General features: G+C 55.6%; 12 protein-coding genes. 4 read left to right on the top strand and 8 right to left on the bottom strand.

Features of this window, described 5'->3' with window-relative positions:
* Window positions 1-12: 12 nt before the first annotated feature.
* Together mnmE and QCD69_RS07520 are read left to right on the top strand one after the other, a co-directional pair.
* Window positions 13-1,377, top strand: a complete 1,365-nt coding sequence (gene mnmE, locus QCD69_RS07515; RefSeq protein WP_253456788.1) for a tRNA uridine-5-carboxymethylaminomethyl(34) synthesis GTPase MnmE — start codon at window positions 13-15, stop codon at window positions 1,375-1,377.
* Between the two features lie 389 nt (window positions 1,378-1,766).
* Entirely contained in the window at window positions 1,767-2,345 is a 579-nt protein-coding gene (locus QCD69_RS07520) for a hypothetical protein (RefSeq protein ID WP_253456791.1), read from the top strand.
* A 47-nt stretch (window positions 2,346-2,392) separates the two neighbouring features.
* On the opposite strand, the gene QCD69_RS07525 is transcribed toward QCD69_RS07520, so the two are convergent.
* Both QCD69_RS07525 and QCD69_RS07530 read right to left on the bottom strand, forming a co-directional pair.
* Window positions 2,393-4,489, bottom strand: a complete 2,097-nt coding sequence (locus QCD69_RS07525; RefSeq protein WP_301251582.1) for a peptidase domain-containing ABC transporter — start codon at window positions 4,487-4,489, stop codon at window positions 2,393-2,395.
* Window positions 4,470-5,768, bottom strand: a complete 1,299-nt coding sequence (locus QCD69_RS07530; RefSeq protein WP_301251584.1) for an HlyD family secretion protein — start codon at window positions 5,766-5,768, stop codon at window positions 4,470-4,472. Before QCD69_RS07530 ends, QCD69_RS07525 begins: the two co-directional genes overlap by 20 nt.
* 409 nt (window positions 5,769-6,177) lie before the next feature.
* Between QCD69_RS07530 and QCD69_RS07535 the strand changes: the two genes are divergently transcribed.
* Complete coding sequence (locus QCD69_RS07535) at window positions 6,178-6,909, top strand: 4'-phosphopantetheinyl transferase family protein (protein ID WP_301251585.1); 732 nt, start codon at window positions 6,178-6,180, stop codon at window positions 6,907-6,909.
* A 37-nt stretch (window positions 6,910-6,946) separates the two neighbouring features.
* Here QCD69_RS07535 and QCD69_RS07540 read toward each other — a convergent pair whose 3' ends face one another.
* Entirely contained in the window at window positions 6,947-8,260 is a 1,314-nt protein-coding gene (locus tag QCD69_RS07540) for an NCS2 family permease (RefSeq protein WP_125289191.1), read from the bottom strand.
* 207 nt (window positions 8,261-8,467) lie between these two features.
* Between QCD69_RS07540 and yieH the strand changes: the two genes are divergently transcribed.
* Complete coding sequence (gene yieH / locus QCD69_RS07545) at window positions 8,468-9,130, top strand: 6-phosphogluconate phosphatase (protein ID WP_253456803.1); 663 nt, start codon at window positions 8,468-8,470, stop codon at window positions 9,128-9,130.
* Window positions 9,131-9,164: 34 nt separating this feature from the next.
* Here yieH and QCD69_RS07550 read toward each other — a convergent pair whose 3' ends face one another.
* The 5 genes from QCD69_RS07550 to pstC form a co-directional block, all read right to left on the bottom strand.
* Window positions 9,165-10,391: an MFS transporter gene (locus QCD69_RS07550; protein WP_301251615.1), complete on the bottom strand. Its 1,227-nt coding sequence runs from the start codon at window positions 10,389-10,391 to the stop codon at window positions 9,165-9,167.
* Window positions 10,392-10,482: 91 nt separating this feature from the next.
* Complete coding sequence (gene phoU / locus QCD69_RS07555) at window positions 10,483-11,214, bottom strand: phosphate signaling complex protein PhoU (protein WP_253456809.1); 732 nt, start codon at window positions 11,212-11,214, stop codon at window positions 10,483-10,485.
* 17 nt (window positions 11,215-11,231) lie between these two features.
* Entirely contained in the window at window positions 11,232-12,002 is a 771-nt protein-coding gene (gene pstB, locus QCD69_RS07560; RefSeq protein WP_125289188.1) for a phosphate ABC transporter ATP-binding protein PstB, read from the bottom strand.
* A gap of 42 nt (window positions 12,003-12,044) precedes the next feature.
* Entirely contained in the window at window positions 12,045-12,932 is an 888-nt protein-coding gene (gene pstA, locus QCD69_RS07565; RefSeq protein WP_253456812.1) for a phosphate ABC transporter permease PstA, read from the bottom strand.
* A complete protein-coding gene (gene pstC, locus QCD69_RS07570) occupies window positions 12,929-13,891 on the bottom strand; it encodes a phosphate ABC transporter permease PstC (protein ID WP_253456815.1) in 963 nt (320 codons plus the stop codon). The genes pstA and pstC overlap by 4 nt, the downstream gene beginning before the upstream one ends.
* Window positions 13,892-13,902 lie beyond the last annotated feature (11 nt).

Raw genomic sequence — 13,902 nt, forward strand, 5'->3', positions numbered from 1 at the left:
AGAGAGTCGAACATGAGTCATAGCGAGACTATCGTCGCCCAGGCGACGCCGCCAGGCCGCGGTGGCGTGGGTATTCTGCGCGTTTCCGGCCCCAAAGCCGCCGAGGTGGCCCAGGCGCTGCTGGGCAAGCTGCCGAAGCCCCGCTACGCCGACTATCTGCCCTTCCGCGACGCCGATAGCACCACGCTGGATCAGGGAATTGCGCTCTGGTTCCCCGGCCCGAATTCCTTTACCGGCGAAGACGTGCTAGAGCTGCAGGGCCACGGCGGGCCGGTGATCCTGGATCTGCTGCTGAAGCGCATCGTGGCTATTCCCGGCGTGCGTATCGCTCGTCCCGGCGAGTTCTCCGAGCGCGCCTTCCTTAACGACAAGCTCGATCTGGCGCAGGCGGAGGCTATTGCCGATCTGATTGACGCCAGTTCGGAGCAGGCGGCACGCTCGGCGCTGAACTCGCTTCAGGGCGCTTTTTCGCTACGCGTCAACACGCTGGTGGAAGCACTTACTCACCTGCGCATCTACGTGGAAGCGGCGATTGATTTTCCCGACGAGGAGATTGATTTCCTCTCGGACGGCAAAATCGAAGCCCAGCTGAATCAGGTGATAGCCGATCTGGACAGCGTGCGTGCCGAAGCGCGTCAGGGCAGCCTGCTGCGCGAAGGCATGAAGGTGGTGATTGCCGGCCGCCCCAACGCCGGGAAATCCAGCCTGCTCAACGCGCTGGCGGGCCGTGAAGCGGCCATCGTTACCGACATTGCCGGTACCACGCGTGACGTGCTGCGTGAGCATATCCATATCGACGGGATGCCGCTGCATATTATCGATACCGCCGGGCTGCGCGAAGCCAGCGACGAGGTGGAAAGGATCGGTATTGAGCGCGCCTGGCATGAAATCGAGCAGGCCGACCGCGTGCTGTTTATGGTTGACGGCACGACCACCGGCGCGACCGAACCGGCGGAAATCTGGCCGGACTTTATCGCCCGTCTGCCGGCCAGCCTGCCGATTACCGTAGTACGCAACAAAGCGGATGTTACAGGCGAAACGCTGGGGCTGACGCAAGTAAACGATCACTCACTTATTCGTCTCTCCGCGCGTACGGGTGAAGGTGTTGAGGTGCTGCGCGAGCATCTGAAGGAAACGATGGGCTTTGCAGGCAATACCGAAGGCGGCTTCCTGGCGCGCCGTCGCCATCTTCAGGCGCTGGAGTTAGCGGCCGTTCACTTACTTCAGGGCAAAGAGCAGCTGCTGGGCGCCAAAGCGGGCGAGCTGCTGGCGGAAGAGCTGCGCGTCGCGCAGCAGGCGTTAAGCGAGATCACCGGCGAGTTCACCTCCGACGATCTGCTGGGACGGATTTTCTCCAGTTTTTGTATCGGTAAATAATCATTTAAAATGGTGCTCCTGCTGTGGGCACCGTTTTTATTTATATTTCACTCCCACATGAACTTATATCTTTTTACTTTCACTCATTAAGACAGAATAATTTTTTACCATTACTCAGACGAATGTCGCAATTTTTTAGCGTTAAAGTAATTATTATTTCATCAGCTTCACTTATGCATTCAGGCCAGACAAAGCGGTGAGATACCGCCGGAATAATTTATTAATATAAAGAAAGAAATTAATATTTTTATTGTATTTATACAATAAAAACAATGAATTACATAGAAGAGTCATAAAGAAAGGAGGCTGTATTTTATAGGGAAGAATAAGTTAAAAACACCTTACAAATAAAGATAAATTTTCCATATGATATATTAAGGACAATCCTCATGAAAAAAACCTTCATTAATGGCCTGGCCGCACTATTTTTTTGCTCTGTTACTATGACGGCCTGTGCAGCTGATGACACGACGCTAAATTGTAAAAATTCGAGTACGATAACAGCGCTTAATTTAAAAACATTAGGCTTGAAATTATCGGCAGATACGCCTGTCGACACCGTAATCTATAGCGGAAAAATGGACGTAAAATTTAATTGTGCGTTAGATCAGCTTAAGCAGTATGGGCAAGACGCGGAAGTCTACTTCAAACGTAATGCTGCAGGCGAGTTGGGGTATGGGCTGACCATTTATGTTGGCTACGGCGATACCGAGCCGGGAGCAGCCCCCGTTAATATCCCTACGGGGAAAAAAGTTTCTACCTATGCCTATACCAGCGGCGGCACAGTGGGTACCTATACGGAGGTTGAACTTTCCGTTCCCTTTAAAATTGTCAGAACCGCTATGTCAACAGCGCCCTATTCGGCGTTGAGAAACTATGTTAATCCGTTTGCTGTCGGGTCTAAAATCCCCGGCACAGATTTGCAGTTTCAGGTCAATAACATCAAAAAAGCGATTACCTTAGAATAAGGGCAACATAGAAAACGCCTGTAATTACAGGCGTTTTTTGCTAAAGCTTACAGCTCAATCACCCTGTCCGCGCTGGCGATAGTCGAAGGCCGGTGTGCGATAAAGATCCGGGTGATTTTCAGCGCCGCCACGGAAGCATTGATATGCGCCTCGTTAGCCAGATCCAGATGGCTGGTCGCCTCATCCAGAAACAGGATGTTGGGCCGTCGATATAAGGCTCTGGCAATCAGCAAGCGCTGCTTCTGGCCGCCCGACAGGCTGCCGCCCAGCTCGCTAATCAGCGTCTCGTAGCCCATCGGCATCGCGCTAATTTCCTCATGAATATTGCAGTCCATGGCGCAGCGGATAATACGCTCCATATCCTTCTCGCCGTCAAAGCTGGCGATGTTCTCAGCGATGGATCCGGCAAACAGCTTGTCTTCCTGCAATACGCAGGCGATACATTCCCGATAGTTATTCAGCCCGATATTGTTGATATTCAGGCCGTTGATCAGGATTTCGCCCTCGGCAGGCGCCAGCAGGCCGGACATGACCTTCATCAGCGTGGTTTTGCCAATGCCGGAAGGCCCGACAATCGCCACGCTCTCGCCGGCCTCGACGATGATATTCAGCCCGCTGAAAATCGGTTTCGACAGTTTGTCATACTGATAGGTGACGCCGCGCGCCTCAAAGCTGGCCGGTTCGCCCGAGGCGACCAGCGCCCGGCCCGGCTGGCTTTCTTCCGCGTCGGTAAAGACGATCTCCGCTACCCTGTCGCTGTGCAGCGTCAGCATTTTCAGCTGTAGCACCATATTGATCAGGCTGGCGGCCCGGTCGGAAAACTGGCCGCGATAGGCGTTAAAGGCGACAAACATACCCAGCGTCATTTGACCATCGATCACCATCGAGGCGCCAAGCCACAGGATCACTACCTGGTCGATGGTGCTGATAAACGTGTTTACGCCGCCAAACAGCAGATCGAGTCGGGTCAGGCGAATATTAGCGTTGGTGGTGTCGATATTCAGATTCAGCCAGAACTGCGCTCGCTTGGCGGTTATGCCCAGCGCTTTTAACGTGCCGATGCCGTAAAGGCTTTCCATAAAATGCGAGCTGGCCCGCGCGCCTTTCACAATCTGCTCTTCCTGCGCCTGCCGATAGCGCTGCCAGGTCGCCAGGCGCAGCAGCATATACAGCGCCGTAAAGCCCAGCACGACCCATACCAGCCAGCCGCCGTACAGGAACATCATGATAAACACGCCAATCGACATCAGCGAGTCGATAATGCCGTTCACCAGGCTGCTGGTTAACGTGTTGCGGATCACGTCCAGCGAGCCAAAGCGGGACTGAATATCGCCAAGCTTGCGCTTCTCAAAATAGTTGAGCGGCAGATTAAGCAAATGATCGAACATGCCCGCTTTCCACTGTACGTCGATCAGCGATCCCATCACCAGCGATGTCCAGGCGCGCAGCATACTGACGAAGGCGCGGAACAGGATAAAGCCCAGTAGCCCGATACAGATCAGCGACAGCAAATCGTGGTCTTCCGCGATAATCACATGATCCATCACCAGCTGCGTTCCTACCGGCATCAGCAGGTTAACCGCTTCTATCACCAGCGAAAGGCAGAAGATTTTGGCCAGGAAGCCCGGCAGCCCGCTGACGTTTTTCATCATCGTGGTAAAGCTCAGGCTGCTGCGTTGTTTAATGCGGGAGAACTCGCTGTCTGGCCAAACTTCCAGCGCCACGCCGGAAAAGTGCTGGGACATTTCCGCCAGCCCGACAACACGCCGGCCAAAGGCCGGATCGTGCAGGATAAAGCGCGAGCCTTTAACGGCAACCAGCACCACGAAGTGGCTCATATCCCAGTGCAGCAGACAGGGCGTTTTCAGCTGTTTCAGCTCGTCCAGATCCAGCGCCAGCGGTCGCGTTTTCAGCTTCAGCTGCCTGCCGATGTCGATCAGCACGGCCAGCGTAGCGCCATGTGAAGAGATGCCAAATCGGCTGCGCAAATTAAACAGGTCAATATCCATGCCGTGATAGCGGCAGGCCATGACCAGACAGGCCAGGCCGCATTCTGCCGCTTCGGTTTGCAACACGACCGGCACTTTGCGCCGAAAGCTGAAATTCAGCCGACGCAGGAGAGTGTCAAACAGAGGATCGTTCATTTACAGGCCCGCTAATGCTTTTTTTGAGGTCATAGTAAGGCGACAGCATCCACTGCCAGAGAGGCCGTTTTTCCAGAAACAGCGTGGCCTGCGCTTTCATGCCGCTGGAGAGCGCCAGGGGCTTGCCCTGATAGCTGAAGCGGCTCTCTTCAAGCGACACGATTACCTTGTAATAGGGTTCGATGACGCCGTCGGTGCGCGGAAGCGTGTTGTACTTGCCCATTTCCTGATAGGAAGCCGGCACGTTGGAAATGGACAGGATGCGGCCCGGAAACTGGCCATATTTCTCGAAGGGGAACGCTTCATAACGCAGGTTGATGGCGTCGCCAGGATGGACATAGGGCATGCTGGTGTTGGGCAGCCACAGCATCAGGTAATAACGGTTGCTGCTGGCGGGCGTCAGCTGGGCCAGGCTGTCGCCAGGGCTGACCATTTGCCCTTCCGTCACGCTCATATTTTCAATTTTGCCGTCGCTCGGCGCGGTAATAAACAGCGTGCCGCTGGCGTCCACCTCCGCCAGCTGGCGCATCAGATCGCTGCGCTGCGCCTGATATTGCGAAATCTGGTTGTCATATTCGATCCCCCTGGTCAGCAGCTCGCTCTCCAGGCTGCTAATCTGCAAAGCTTCCTGAATAACCTGCGTATTCAGGCTCTGCCAGGCATTCTGCTGCTGATAAAAAAGATAGCGCTGATTGGCAAACTGCTCTTTGTTAATCAAACCCTTACGTAAGTAATCACCGTAACTCGTCATGCTTTTCCGCATTTCGCTCAGGCCGTTTCCGGCTTCAAAAATCAGCGTCTGCGATTTTTGATGCGCCGCCTGGTACTGCGCCAGCTGATGCTGCAAATTCTTCAGCGTGGCCGCTTTGTTTTTCTGAAGCCGGGCGATAATCGTTTCCGATAGCGCAATCTGTTGATTAATCGCAGCGATCGAACGGACGCTGACGTTGCCGGTCAAGGTAATCCGGCTGACGTCGATTTGATAAAGCCGATCGCCCTTTTTTACGCGCTGCCCGGTTTCAGCCCAGGTTTTGGTAATAAACCCTTGCTGTGGTGCAAGGATGGTGATGGCGTGCGGCAACGAGATCACCTCGCCGTTGACGTTAATTCGGCGGGTAAAGGTGCCGTAAAGAATAAACATCAGCAGCAAAATAAAGAACAGCATTGACGCCAGAGCGACGGCCCAGGCGGGATAGCCGGAGGTTAACAACGCCTTACCCAGCCATTTCGTCTTCAGATGCTGCACCGCTTCCATGCGAAATAAAGGTTTGTTTTCCATAACATTCTTAGCGTTTGATTATAAAAGATTTATTAGCACTTACTGATGAAGTGAATAAAATCCGGCCTTCCGTGCCTGGCAGAGGAAAGTACACTATTTCCCGTACGACAATCAACTTCAATTTAAAATTGAAAATAACAACAATATTTAATTCTACTACACTAATTTATTGGAATTCTTCTGCACTCCCTTTAGCAATTATATATTGGCATTACAGGAAATTATTAAACTTAAATAAGACAATGAAGATATTAAAAAGCCATGTAAAAAGAATATTGACGATGAGAACCACACGCGCATTCGTTAATATTAATCCTAATTTAGAGGTAAAACGGGAAAGTTACGTGTCACGCGCTAAGAAAATTCTTACAATAATAACGCGTTTTCACCCATTTTCACGGAGCGACAGATGGCCAGCCATTTCGCACGCTGGATCCTGACGGATACCCGCGTCCCGGTACACCAACTTTCTCAACAGATAACAGAAAGCGCCAGTAACCTACCGGAAAGACGGCGGACGCGCTTTCTGGTGGCCCGTATGCTGCTGGCGGAAATGCTGCTGCGCCTTTATGGCATTTCGCCGCTGCCTGAAATCCGGCTCTCACCAAACGGACGTCCCCACTTTGCCGATCCGCAGCTGCCCGATTTCAGCATCGCCTACGCAGGCAATATCGTTGGCGTACTGCTGGCCGGAGAAGACGGCAGCGTCGGGCTGGATATGGAAATCGTCCGCGCCCACAGCCGCCAGACGCTGGAGCGATATTCACGTGAAATTTCTCCGGCCGAAAAAGCCTGGATACTGGCCCAGACCGATCCCGATGAGGCGGCCACCCAGCTCTGGACGATGCGGCAAAGCATACTAAAGCTGTCCGATAACCCGGAAAAAGATTCGCTGAGACTGCATCCCGCGTCCGGGCGCCTACGCTCGCTGTTGCAGCCGCAAACAGAAGCCTTTTCCGACGTTGAGCCGCTGATTATCTGGTCTTGCGCCCATTCATCGGGCTGTGAGCGGCTCTCGCTGTGGGAAGTGGACAACGCGCGCTGGAAAGGCCTGCAGGATATTCCAGCCACGGGACAGAAGATGGGGCCGCGCGCGCTGCGGCTGGTGAGCCTGCCGCCGGAAAAAGCAATCGCGCTTTAGCGCGGCCAAAAAAAAACGGGCCAGCGGCCCGTTCAGATTAGTGCGCGTCGATAAAGACAATTTTTAACACAAACAGGATCGCCACGACGATGACGCACGGCGAAATTTCACGCCAGCGGCCCGTGCCCAGCTTCATCACGCAGTAAGAAATAAAGCCCAGCGCAATCCCTTCGGTAATAGAAAAACTGAACGGCATCATCACGGTGGTAACAAAGGCCGGCACCGCTTCGGTCAGGTCGTCCCACTTGACGCGCGCCAGGCTGGAGGTCATCAGCACGCCTACGTAGATCAGTGCGCCTGCGGCAGCGTAAGCCGGCACCATGCCCGCCAGCGGCGACAGGAACATCACCAGTAGAAACAGCACGCCCGTCACCACGGCCACCAGGCCCGTGCGTCCGCCAATAGAAACGCCGGAGGAGCTTTCGATATAGGCGGTAACGGAAGAAGTACCGATGTAAGCGCCCGCTACCGAACTGATGCTGTCGACGTAAAGCGCCTGCTTCATGCGCGGAAACGTGCCTTTTTCATCGGTCAGGCCCGCTTTATCCGTTACGCCAATCAGCGTGCCGGAAGAGTCAAACAGGTTTACCAGCATAAAGGAGAAGATGATCCCCGCCATGCCGACGTTCAGCGACCCTTTCAGATCGACTTCGCCCAGAATGGACGTAATGCCCGTAGGCATAGAGAACACGCCGCCATACTTCACGTCGCCCAGCGCCAGGCCGATCAGCGTAGTCACCACAATGGAAACCAGCACTGCAATATGAATATTGCGGGAAGCCAGCACGGCAATAATAAAGAAGCCCAGCGCGCCCAGCAGGACGCTGTGGGAGGTCAGATCGCCTACCGCCACCAGCGTTTCTTTATTGGGCACCACGATCCCGGCGTTTTTCAGGCCGATCATCGCGATAAACAGGCCAATACCGGCAGTAATACCCACGCGCAGGCTGACCGGGATATTGGAAATCATCCAGTAGCGAATGCGGAAAAGGGTCAGCAACAGCAGCCCTACGGCGCCCCAGAAGATGGCGCCCATGCCGGTCTGCCAGGAGACGCCCATCGCGCCGACGACCACGAAAGCAAAAAAGGCGTTCAGGCCCATTGCGGGCGCAAGCGCTACCGGCAGGTTGGCGACCAGCCCCATCAGAATACTGCCTCCGGCGGCGATCAGGCAGGTCGTCACGAATACCGCCTGGGTATTCATGCCCGCCACGCCGAGGATCTGCGGATTCACGAACACGATATAGACCATGGTCAGGAAGGTGGTAAAACCGGCAATCACTTCCGTACGCACCGTCGTGCCGTGTTCCTGTAGTTTGAAGATCCGCTGCAGTAGACCTGAGTTGTTCATATAAGATTCCAAAACGGAGAAAAGTTATCGTCGGCTATCCTAAACGATAAATTTTAATTTGCCAGACGGCGCCAGAGTTTTTTCGCAACCGATTGCGCCTTGTTAGCCCTGACTTCAGCGCCGTTAACGTAAAATTCATCTTTTCCGGTCGCGTTTTACCTTTCCACGCGTAAAGTAAAAGCACGCCCCTTCGTTAAGGATGAACCGATGTCTGTTAGCTGTATCTTTTTTGATTGCGACGGCACGCTGGTGGACAGCGAGCTGCTTTGTACCCAGGCCTATGTCAATACGTTTGCGCGCTACGGCGTCGAGCTGTCGCTGCAGGAGATGTTTGAAAAATATAAGGGCGTAAAGCTCTATGACATTATTGCCGACGTGACCGCTGAACATCATCTCAGCGCCGATGTCACGGAGCTGGAGCCGGCTTACCGTCAGGAAGTGGCGCGCCTTTTTGAGCAACAGCTACAGCCGATTGCGGGCGCGAAAGCCCTGCTGGCGCAGATTAGCGTGCCGATGTGCGTGGTATCGAACGGCACCGTGCCGAAAATGCAGCATTCGCTGGGATTAACCGGGATGCTCGACTATTTTGATGACCGATTGTACAGCGGCTATACGATTTCACGCTGGAAGCCCGATCCCGCGCTGATGGCATACGCGGCGGAACAGATGGCGATCCCGCTGGCGCAGTGCATCCTGGTGGATGATTCCGAAGCGGGCGCCAAAGCAGGCATCGCGGCGGGTATCCCGGTGTTCTATTACTGCGCGGACGCCCACAACAGGCCGCTGGATCATCCGCTGGTGACGCCTTTTGACGATATGGCGCAGCTGCCGGAGCTGTGGCGGCAAAAAGGCTGGCAACTGACGCGCTGAGCAGGCACTCCGCGCCAGGCGGCGCGGACACCGTTTAGCCGATCGCGCCCAGCGTATCTTCGCTGCCCTGCTTTTTCGGCAGTAAAAACAGCGTGGCGAAGATATCCAGCAGGTAAATCAGCGCCAGCAGCGTAATCGCTGCCGTAAAGGAGAACTGCATCGCCAGCAGTCCGATAACCAGCGGGCCAAAACCGCCGACGCCGCGGCCCAGGTTAAATAAGACGTTTTGCGCCGTAGCTCTGACCTGCACGGGATAGGTGTCTGAGATCAGCGCGCCGTAGCCGCCGATCATGCCGTTGACGAACATCCCCATCACGGCGCCCGCAAACAGCATCATCATCGGATCGCGTAGCTGGGCGTATGCCACCACCATCACGACCGCACCAGCCTGATAAAGCAGGAAAATCTTCCAGCGGGCAAAGCGATCGGCCAGCATGCCGAACAGCCAGATACCCAACGTCATGCCCACGACCGTGACCGCCGTCCACAGCCCCGATTTGGTCAGCGAGAAGCCAAAGCGGCTGGAAAGGTAAGCCGGCATCCAAATCATCAAGCCGTAGTAGCCAAAGTTCTGTACCGAGCACAGGATAAAAATCCCCAGGCTGGCCTTAGTCGTGGCGGCATCTTTACACAGCAGCTTCAGCCTGGCGGCGAACGATAAGCCCTGATGAACATCCACATGCCGCGTAAAGCCTTCCGGCTCGCCCAGGCCGCGCCGGATAAAAAACGATGCGGCGGCAGGCAGCAGCCCGACCAGGAACATGCCGCGCCAGCCGATGTAGGTTAACAGCAGCGGGGTAATAAAAGCGGCCAGCAGCACGCCAAGCTGCCAGCCGATGCCGACCCAGGCGGAAGCACGGTTACGCTTGTTGGCGGGCCAGGCTTCGGCAATCAGCGCCATGCCGATGCCAAACTCGCCGCCCAGCCCCACGCCCGCCAGCGTGCGGTACGCCAGCAGATCCCAGTAGCCCTGCGCAAAGGCGCAAAGCCCGGTAAACACGGAAAACATCAGGATGGTAAAGGTCAGCACGCGGATCCGGCCCAGCTTGTCGCTGAGATGGCCGAACACGACGCCGCCGATCACCGCGCCAATCAGCGTCCAGGTGACCAGCGAGCCTGCCTGTGAAGGATCGAGCGCCAGAGAAAGGCTGATGGCGGGCAGCATAAACCCGAGGATCAGCAGATCGAAGCCGTCCATTGCGTAGCCGCTGATCGCCGCCAGCATCGCTTTGCCTGGCGTTACGCCTTTTTTTTGTTGCATCACGGGAGTTCCTTGCCGGTGTGAAGTGCGGCAAGTATAAATTACGAGCGCCGCCAGACCAACTTAAAGCGTCAGGCCGGAAGCGCGATGGTCAGACTGGCTTGTCGTCGCTTTCGCCGGTGAGCAGCTCGTCCAGCTTGTCGCCGCCAACGTGACGGAAGTCCTGACCTTTCACGAAATAGAAGATGATTTCACAGATATTCTGGCAGCGATCGCCAATACGCTCGATAGCGCGCGCGCAGAACAGCGCGGTCAGCACGCTGGGAATGGTGCGCGGATCTTCCATCATATAGGTCATCAGCTGACGCACGATGCCCTCATATTCCTGGTCGACCTTTTTATCTTCCCGATAGATTTCAATAGCCGCATTGAGATCCATGCGCGCAAAAGCATCCAGCACGTCGTGCAGCATCTGGATGGTGTGATAGCCCAGCGATTCCAGATTTACCAGCAGCGACTGGTGCTGCTGGCCAAATTTTTCCAGCGCCGTGCGGCTGATTTTTTCCGCCACGTCGCCAATGCGCTCCAGCTCGGAAATGGTTTTGATGATCGCCATCACCAGACGCAGGTCGCTGGCGGTCGGCTGGCGCTTGGCGATAATGCGCACGCACGCCTCGTCAATCGACACCTCCATCATGTTGACCTTCTGATCGCCATCGATCACCCGCTGCGCCAGCTCGGCATCCTGGTTGTGCATCGCGACGATGGCGTCCGTCAGCTGTTTTTCCACCATGCCGCCCATCGTCATCACCTGGGTGCGGATGTGCTCCAGCTCGGCGTTGAACTGCCCGGAGATATGTTTATTCAGATTGAGATTATCCATGCGTTTCTCCAGTCAACTTAACCATAGCGGCCAGTGATATAGTCTTCGGTTTGTTTTTGGTGCGGTTTGGTAAACAGCGTATCCGTATCGCTGAACTCAATCAGCTCGCCCAGATACATAAAGGCCGTATGGTCGGAACAGCGCGCGGCCTGCTGCATGTTATGCGTGACGATCACCACGGTGTAATCCTGCTTCAGCTCGGTGATCAGCTCTTCGATACGGCCAGTGGAAATAGGATCCAGCGCGGAGCACGGCTCGTCCAGCAGCAGCACCTCCGGGCGAATGGCAATGCCGCGAGCAATGCAGAGGCGCTGCTGCTGGCCGCCGGAAAGGCTGTAGCCGCTCTGCTGCAGCTTGTCTTTGGTTTCCGTCCACAGCGCTGCTTTGGTCAGCGCCCATTGTACGCGCTCATCCATTTCGGCACGGGAAAGTTTTTCGAACAGGCGCACGCCGAAAGCGATGTTATCGTAAATCGACATCGGGAACGGCGTCGGTTTCTGGAACACCATGCCGACGCGCGCGCGCAGCAGGGCGATATCCTGGCTGGCGGTCAGGATGTTTTCGCCATCCAGCAGGATCTCGCCTTCCGCGCGCTGTTCCGGATAGAGCGAAAACATCTTGTTAAACGTGCGCAGCAGCGTCGATTTACCGCAGCCCGACGGGCCGATAAAAGCGGTGACCTGGTTTTTAGCAATATCCAGATTGATATTCTTCAGCGCATGAAATTTTCCATAGTAAAAGTTCAAATCACGAACCTGGATCATATTGCCGGAAGTGTTGTCAGCCATTCTTTTTCTCGCTTATACGCGCCGCCGCAGCCGCGCGTTAGATCAGTGTTTGCTTTTGGCAAAAATCACGCGCGCCAGAATATTTAAAATCAGCACGCAGACGGTAATCAGCAGCACGCCTGCCCAGGCCAGGCTTTGCCATTCGGCAAACGGGCTCATGGCGAATTTAAAAATCGTCACCGGCAGGTTAGCCAGCGGCTGCAGCATATCGGTGCTCCAGAACTGGTTGGAGAGCGAGGTAAACAGCAGCGGCGCCGTTTCCCCGGCGATACGCGCTATCGCCAGCAGGATGCCGGTAAGAATGCCCGATATCGAAGCCTTCAGCGTAATGGCCGAAATCATTTTCCATTTCGGCGTACCCAGCGCGTATGCCGCTTCGCGCAGGCTGTCCGGCACCAGCTTCAGCATATTTTCCGTGGTGCGAATAACCACGGGGATCTGCAACAGCGCCAGCGCCACCGCGCCCGCCAGGCCCGAAAAGTGCTGCATCTGCGCTACCACCAGCGTGTAGACGAACAGGCCGACCACGATGGAGGGAGCAGAAAGCAGGATATCGTTGATAAAGCGGATCGTTTCCGCCAGCCAGCCTTTACGGCCATATTCCGCCAGATAGATACCGGCCATGATGCCCAGCGGCGTCCCCACGATGGTCGACCAGAAAATCAGCAGGCCGCTGCCCATAATGGCGTTAGCCAGACCGCCGCCTGCCGTATTGGGCGGCGGCGTGTTTTCCGTAAACAGCGCCAGCGTCATGCCGTCCACGCCGCGCGCGATAGTCGCCCAAAGGATCCAAATCAGCCAGAACAGGCCAAACGCCATCGTCAGCAGGGAAAGGGTCAACGCGATGCGGTTTTTCATCCGCCGCCACGCCTGCATTTTACGGCGGGAGGCTTCCAGCTCCGCGCGGGACTGCATGGCTATCATGCTCATGAGCGCGCTCCTTCACTTTTCGCCAGGCGGATAATCATCAGCTTTGAACAGGCCAGCACGATAAAGGTAATCACAAACAGGATCAGCCCCAGCTCCATCAACGCGGCGGTATGCACGCCCGATTCCGCTTCGGCGAATTCGTTTGCCAGCGCGGAGGTGATGCTGTTGCCCGGCATAAACAGCGAAGCGCTGTCCAGCTGGTAGGTATTACCGATAATAAAGGTCACCGCCATGGTTTCGCCCAGCGCGCGCCCCAGCCCCAGCATAATGCCGCCGATCACGCCGTTTTTGGTAAACGGCAGCACGATGCGCCAGATCACTTCCCAGGTGGTGCAGCCGATGCCGTAAGCGGACTCTTTCATCATCACCGGGGTCTGCTCGAAAACGTCACGCATCACCGAGGCGATATAAGGAATGATCATGATCGCCAGGATAATCCCGGCAGCCAGAATGCCGATGCCAAAAGCCGGGCCGGAGAACAGCGAGCCGACAATAGGCACGTTGGCCATCAGCTCGCCCAGCGGCGTCTGAAAATAAGTGGCAAACAGCGGAGCGAAGATAAACAGCCCCCACATGCCGTAAACGATGCTGGGGATGGCGGCCAGCAGCTCGATCGCCACGCCTAAAGGACGACGCAGCCAGTTTGGTGCCAGTTCGGTGAGAAACAGCGCGATGCCAAAGCTGACCGGCACGGCGATAACCAGCGCGATAGCAGAGGTCACCAGCGTGCCGTAAATCGGCACCAGCGCGCCGAACTGTTCATTAGGCGCATCCCAGGTTTTGGTCCACAGAAAGGAGAGGCCAAATTTCTGAATGCTGGGCCAGGAAGAGACGATGAGCGAGACAATAATGCCGCCGAGCAGCAGTAAGACAATCAGCGCGGCCAGCTTGACCAGCGCGCCAAAAATGAGGTCACCCTGCTTGCCGGGAGCCTTGAATGTCGGCCTGGATGTAGCCATAAAATTCCCGA

The organism is Erwinia sp. PsM31 (assembly GCF_030433775.1).
Taxonomy (GTDB): domain Bacteria; phylum Pseudomonadota; class Gammaproteobacteria; order Enterobacterales; family Enterobacteriaceae; genus Erwinia; species Erwinia aeris.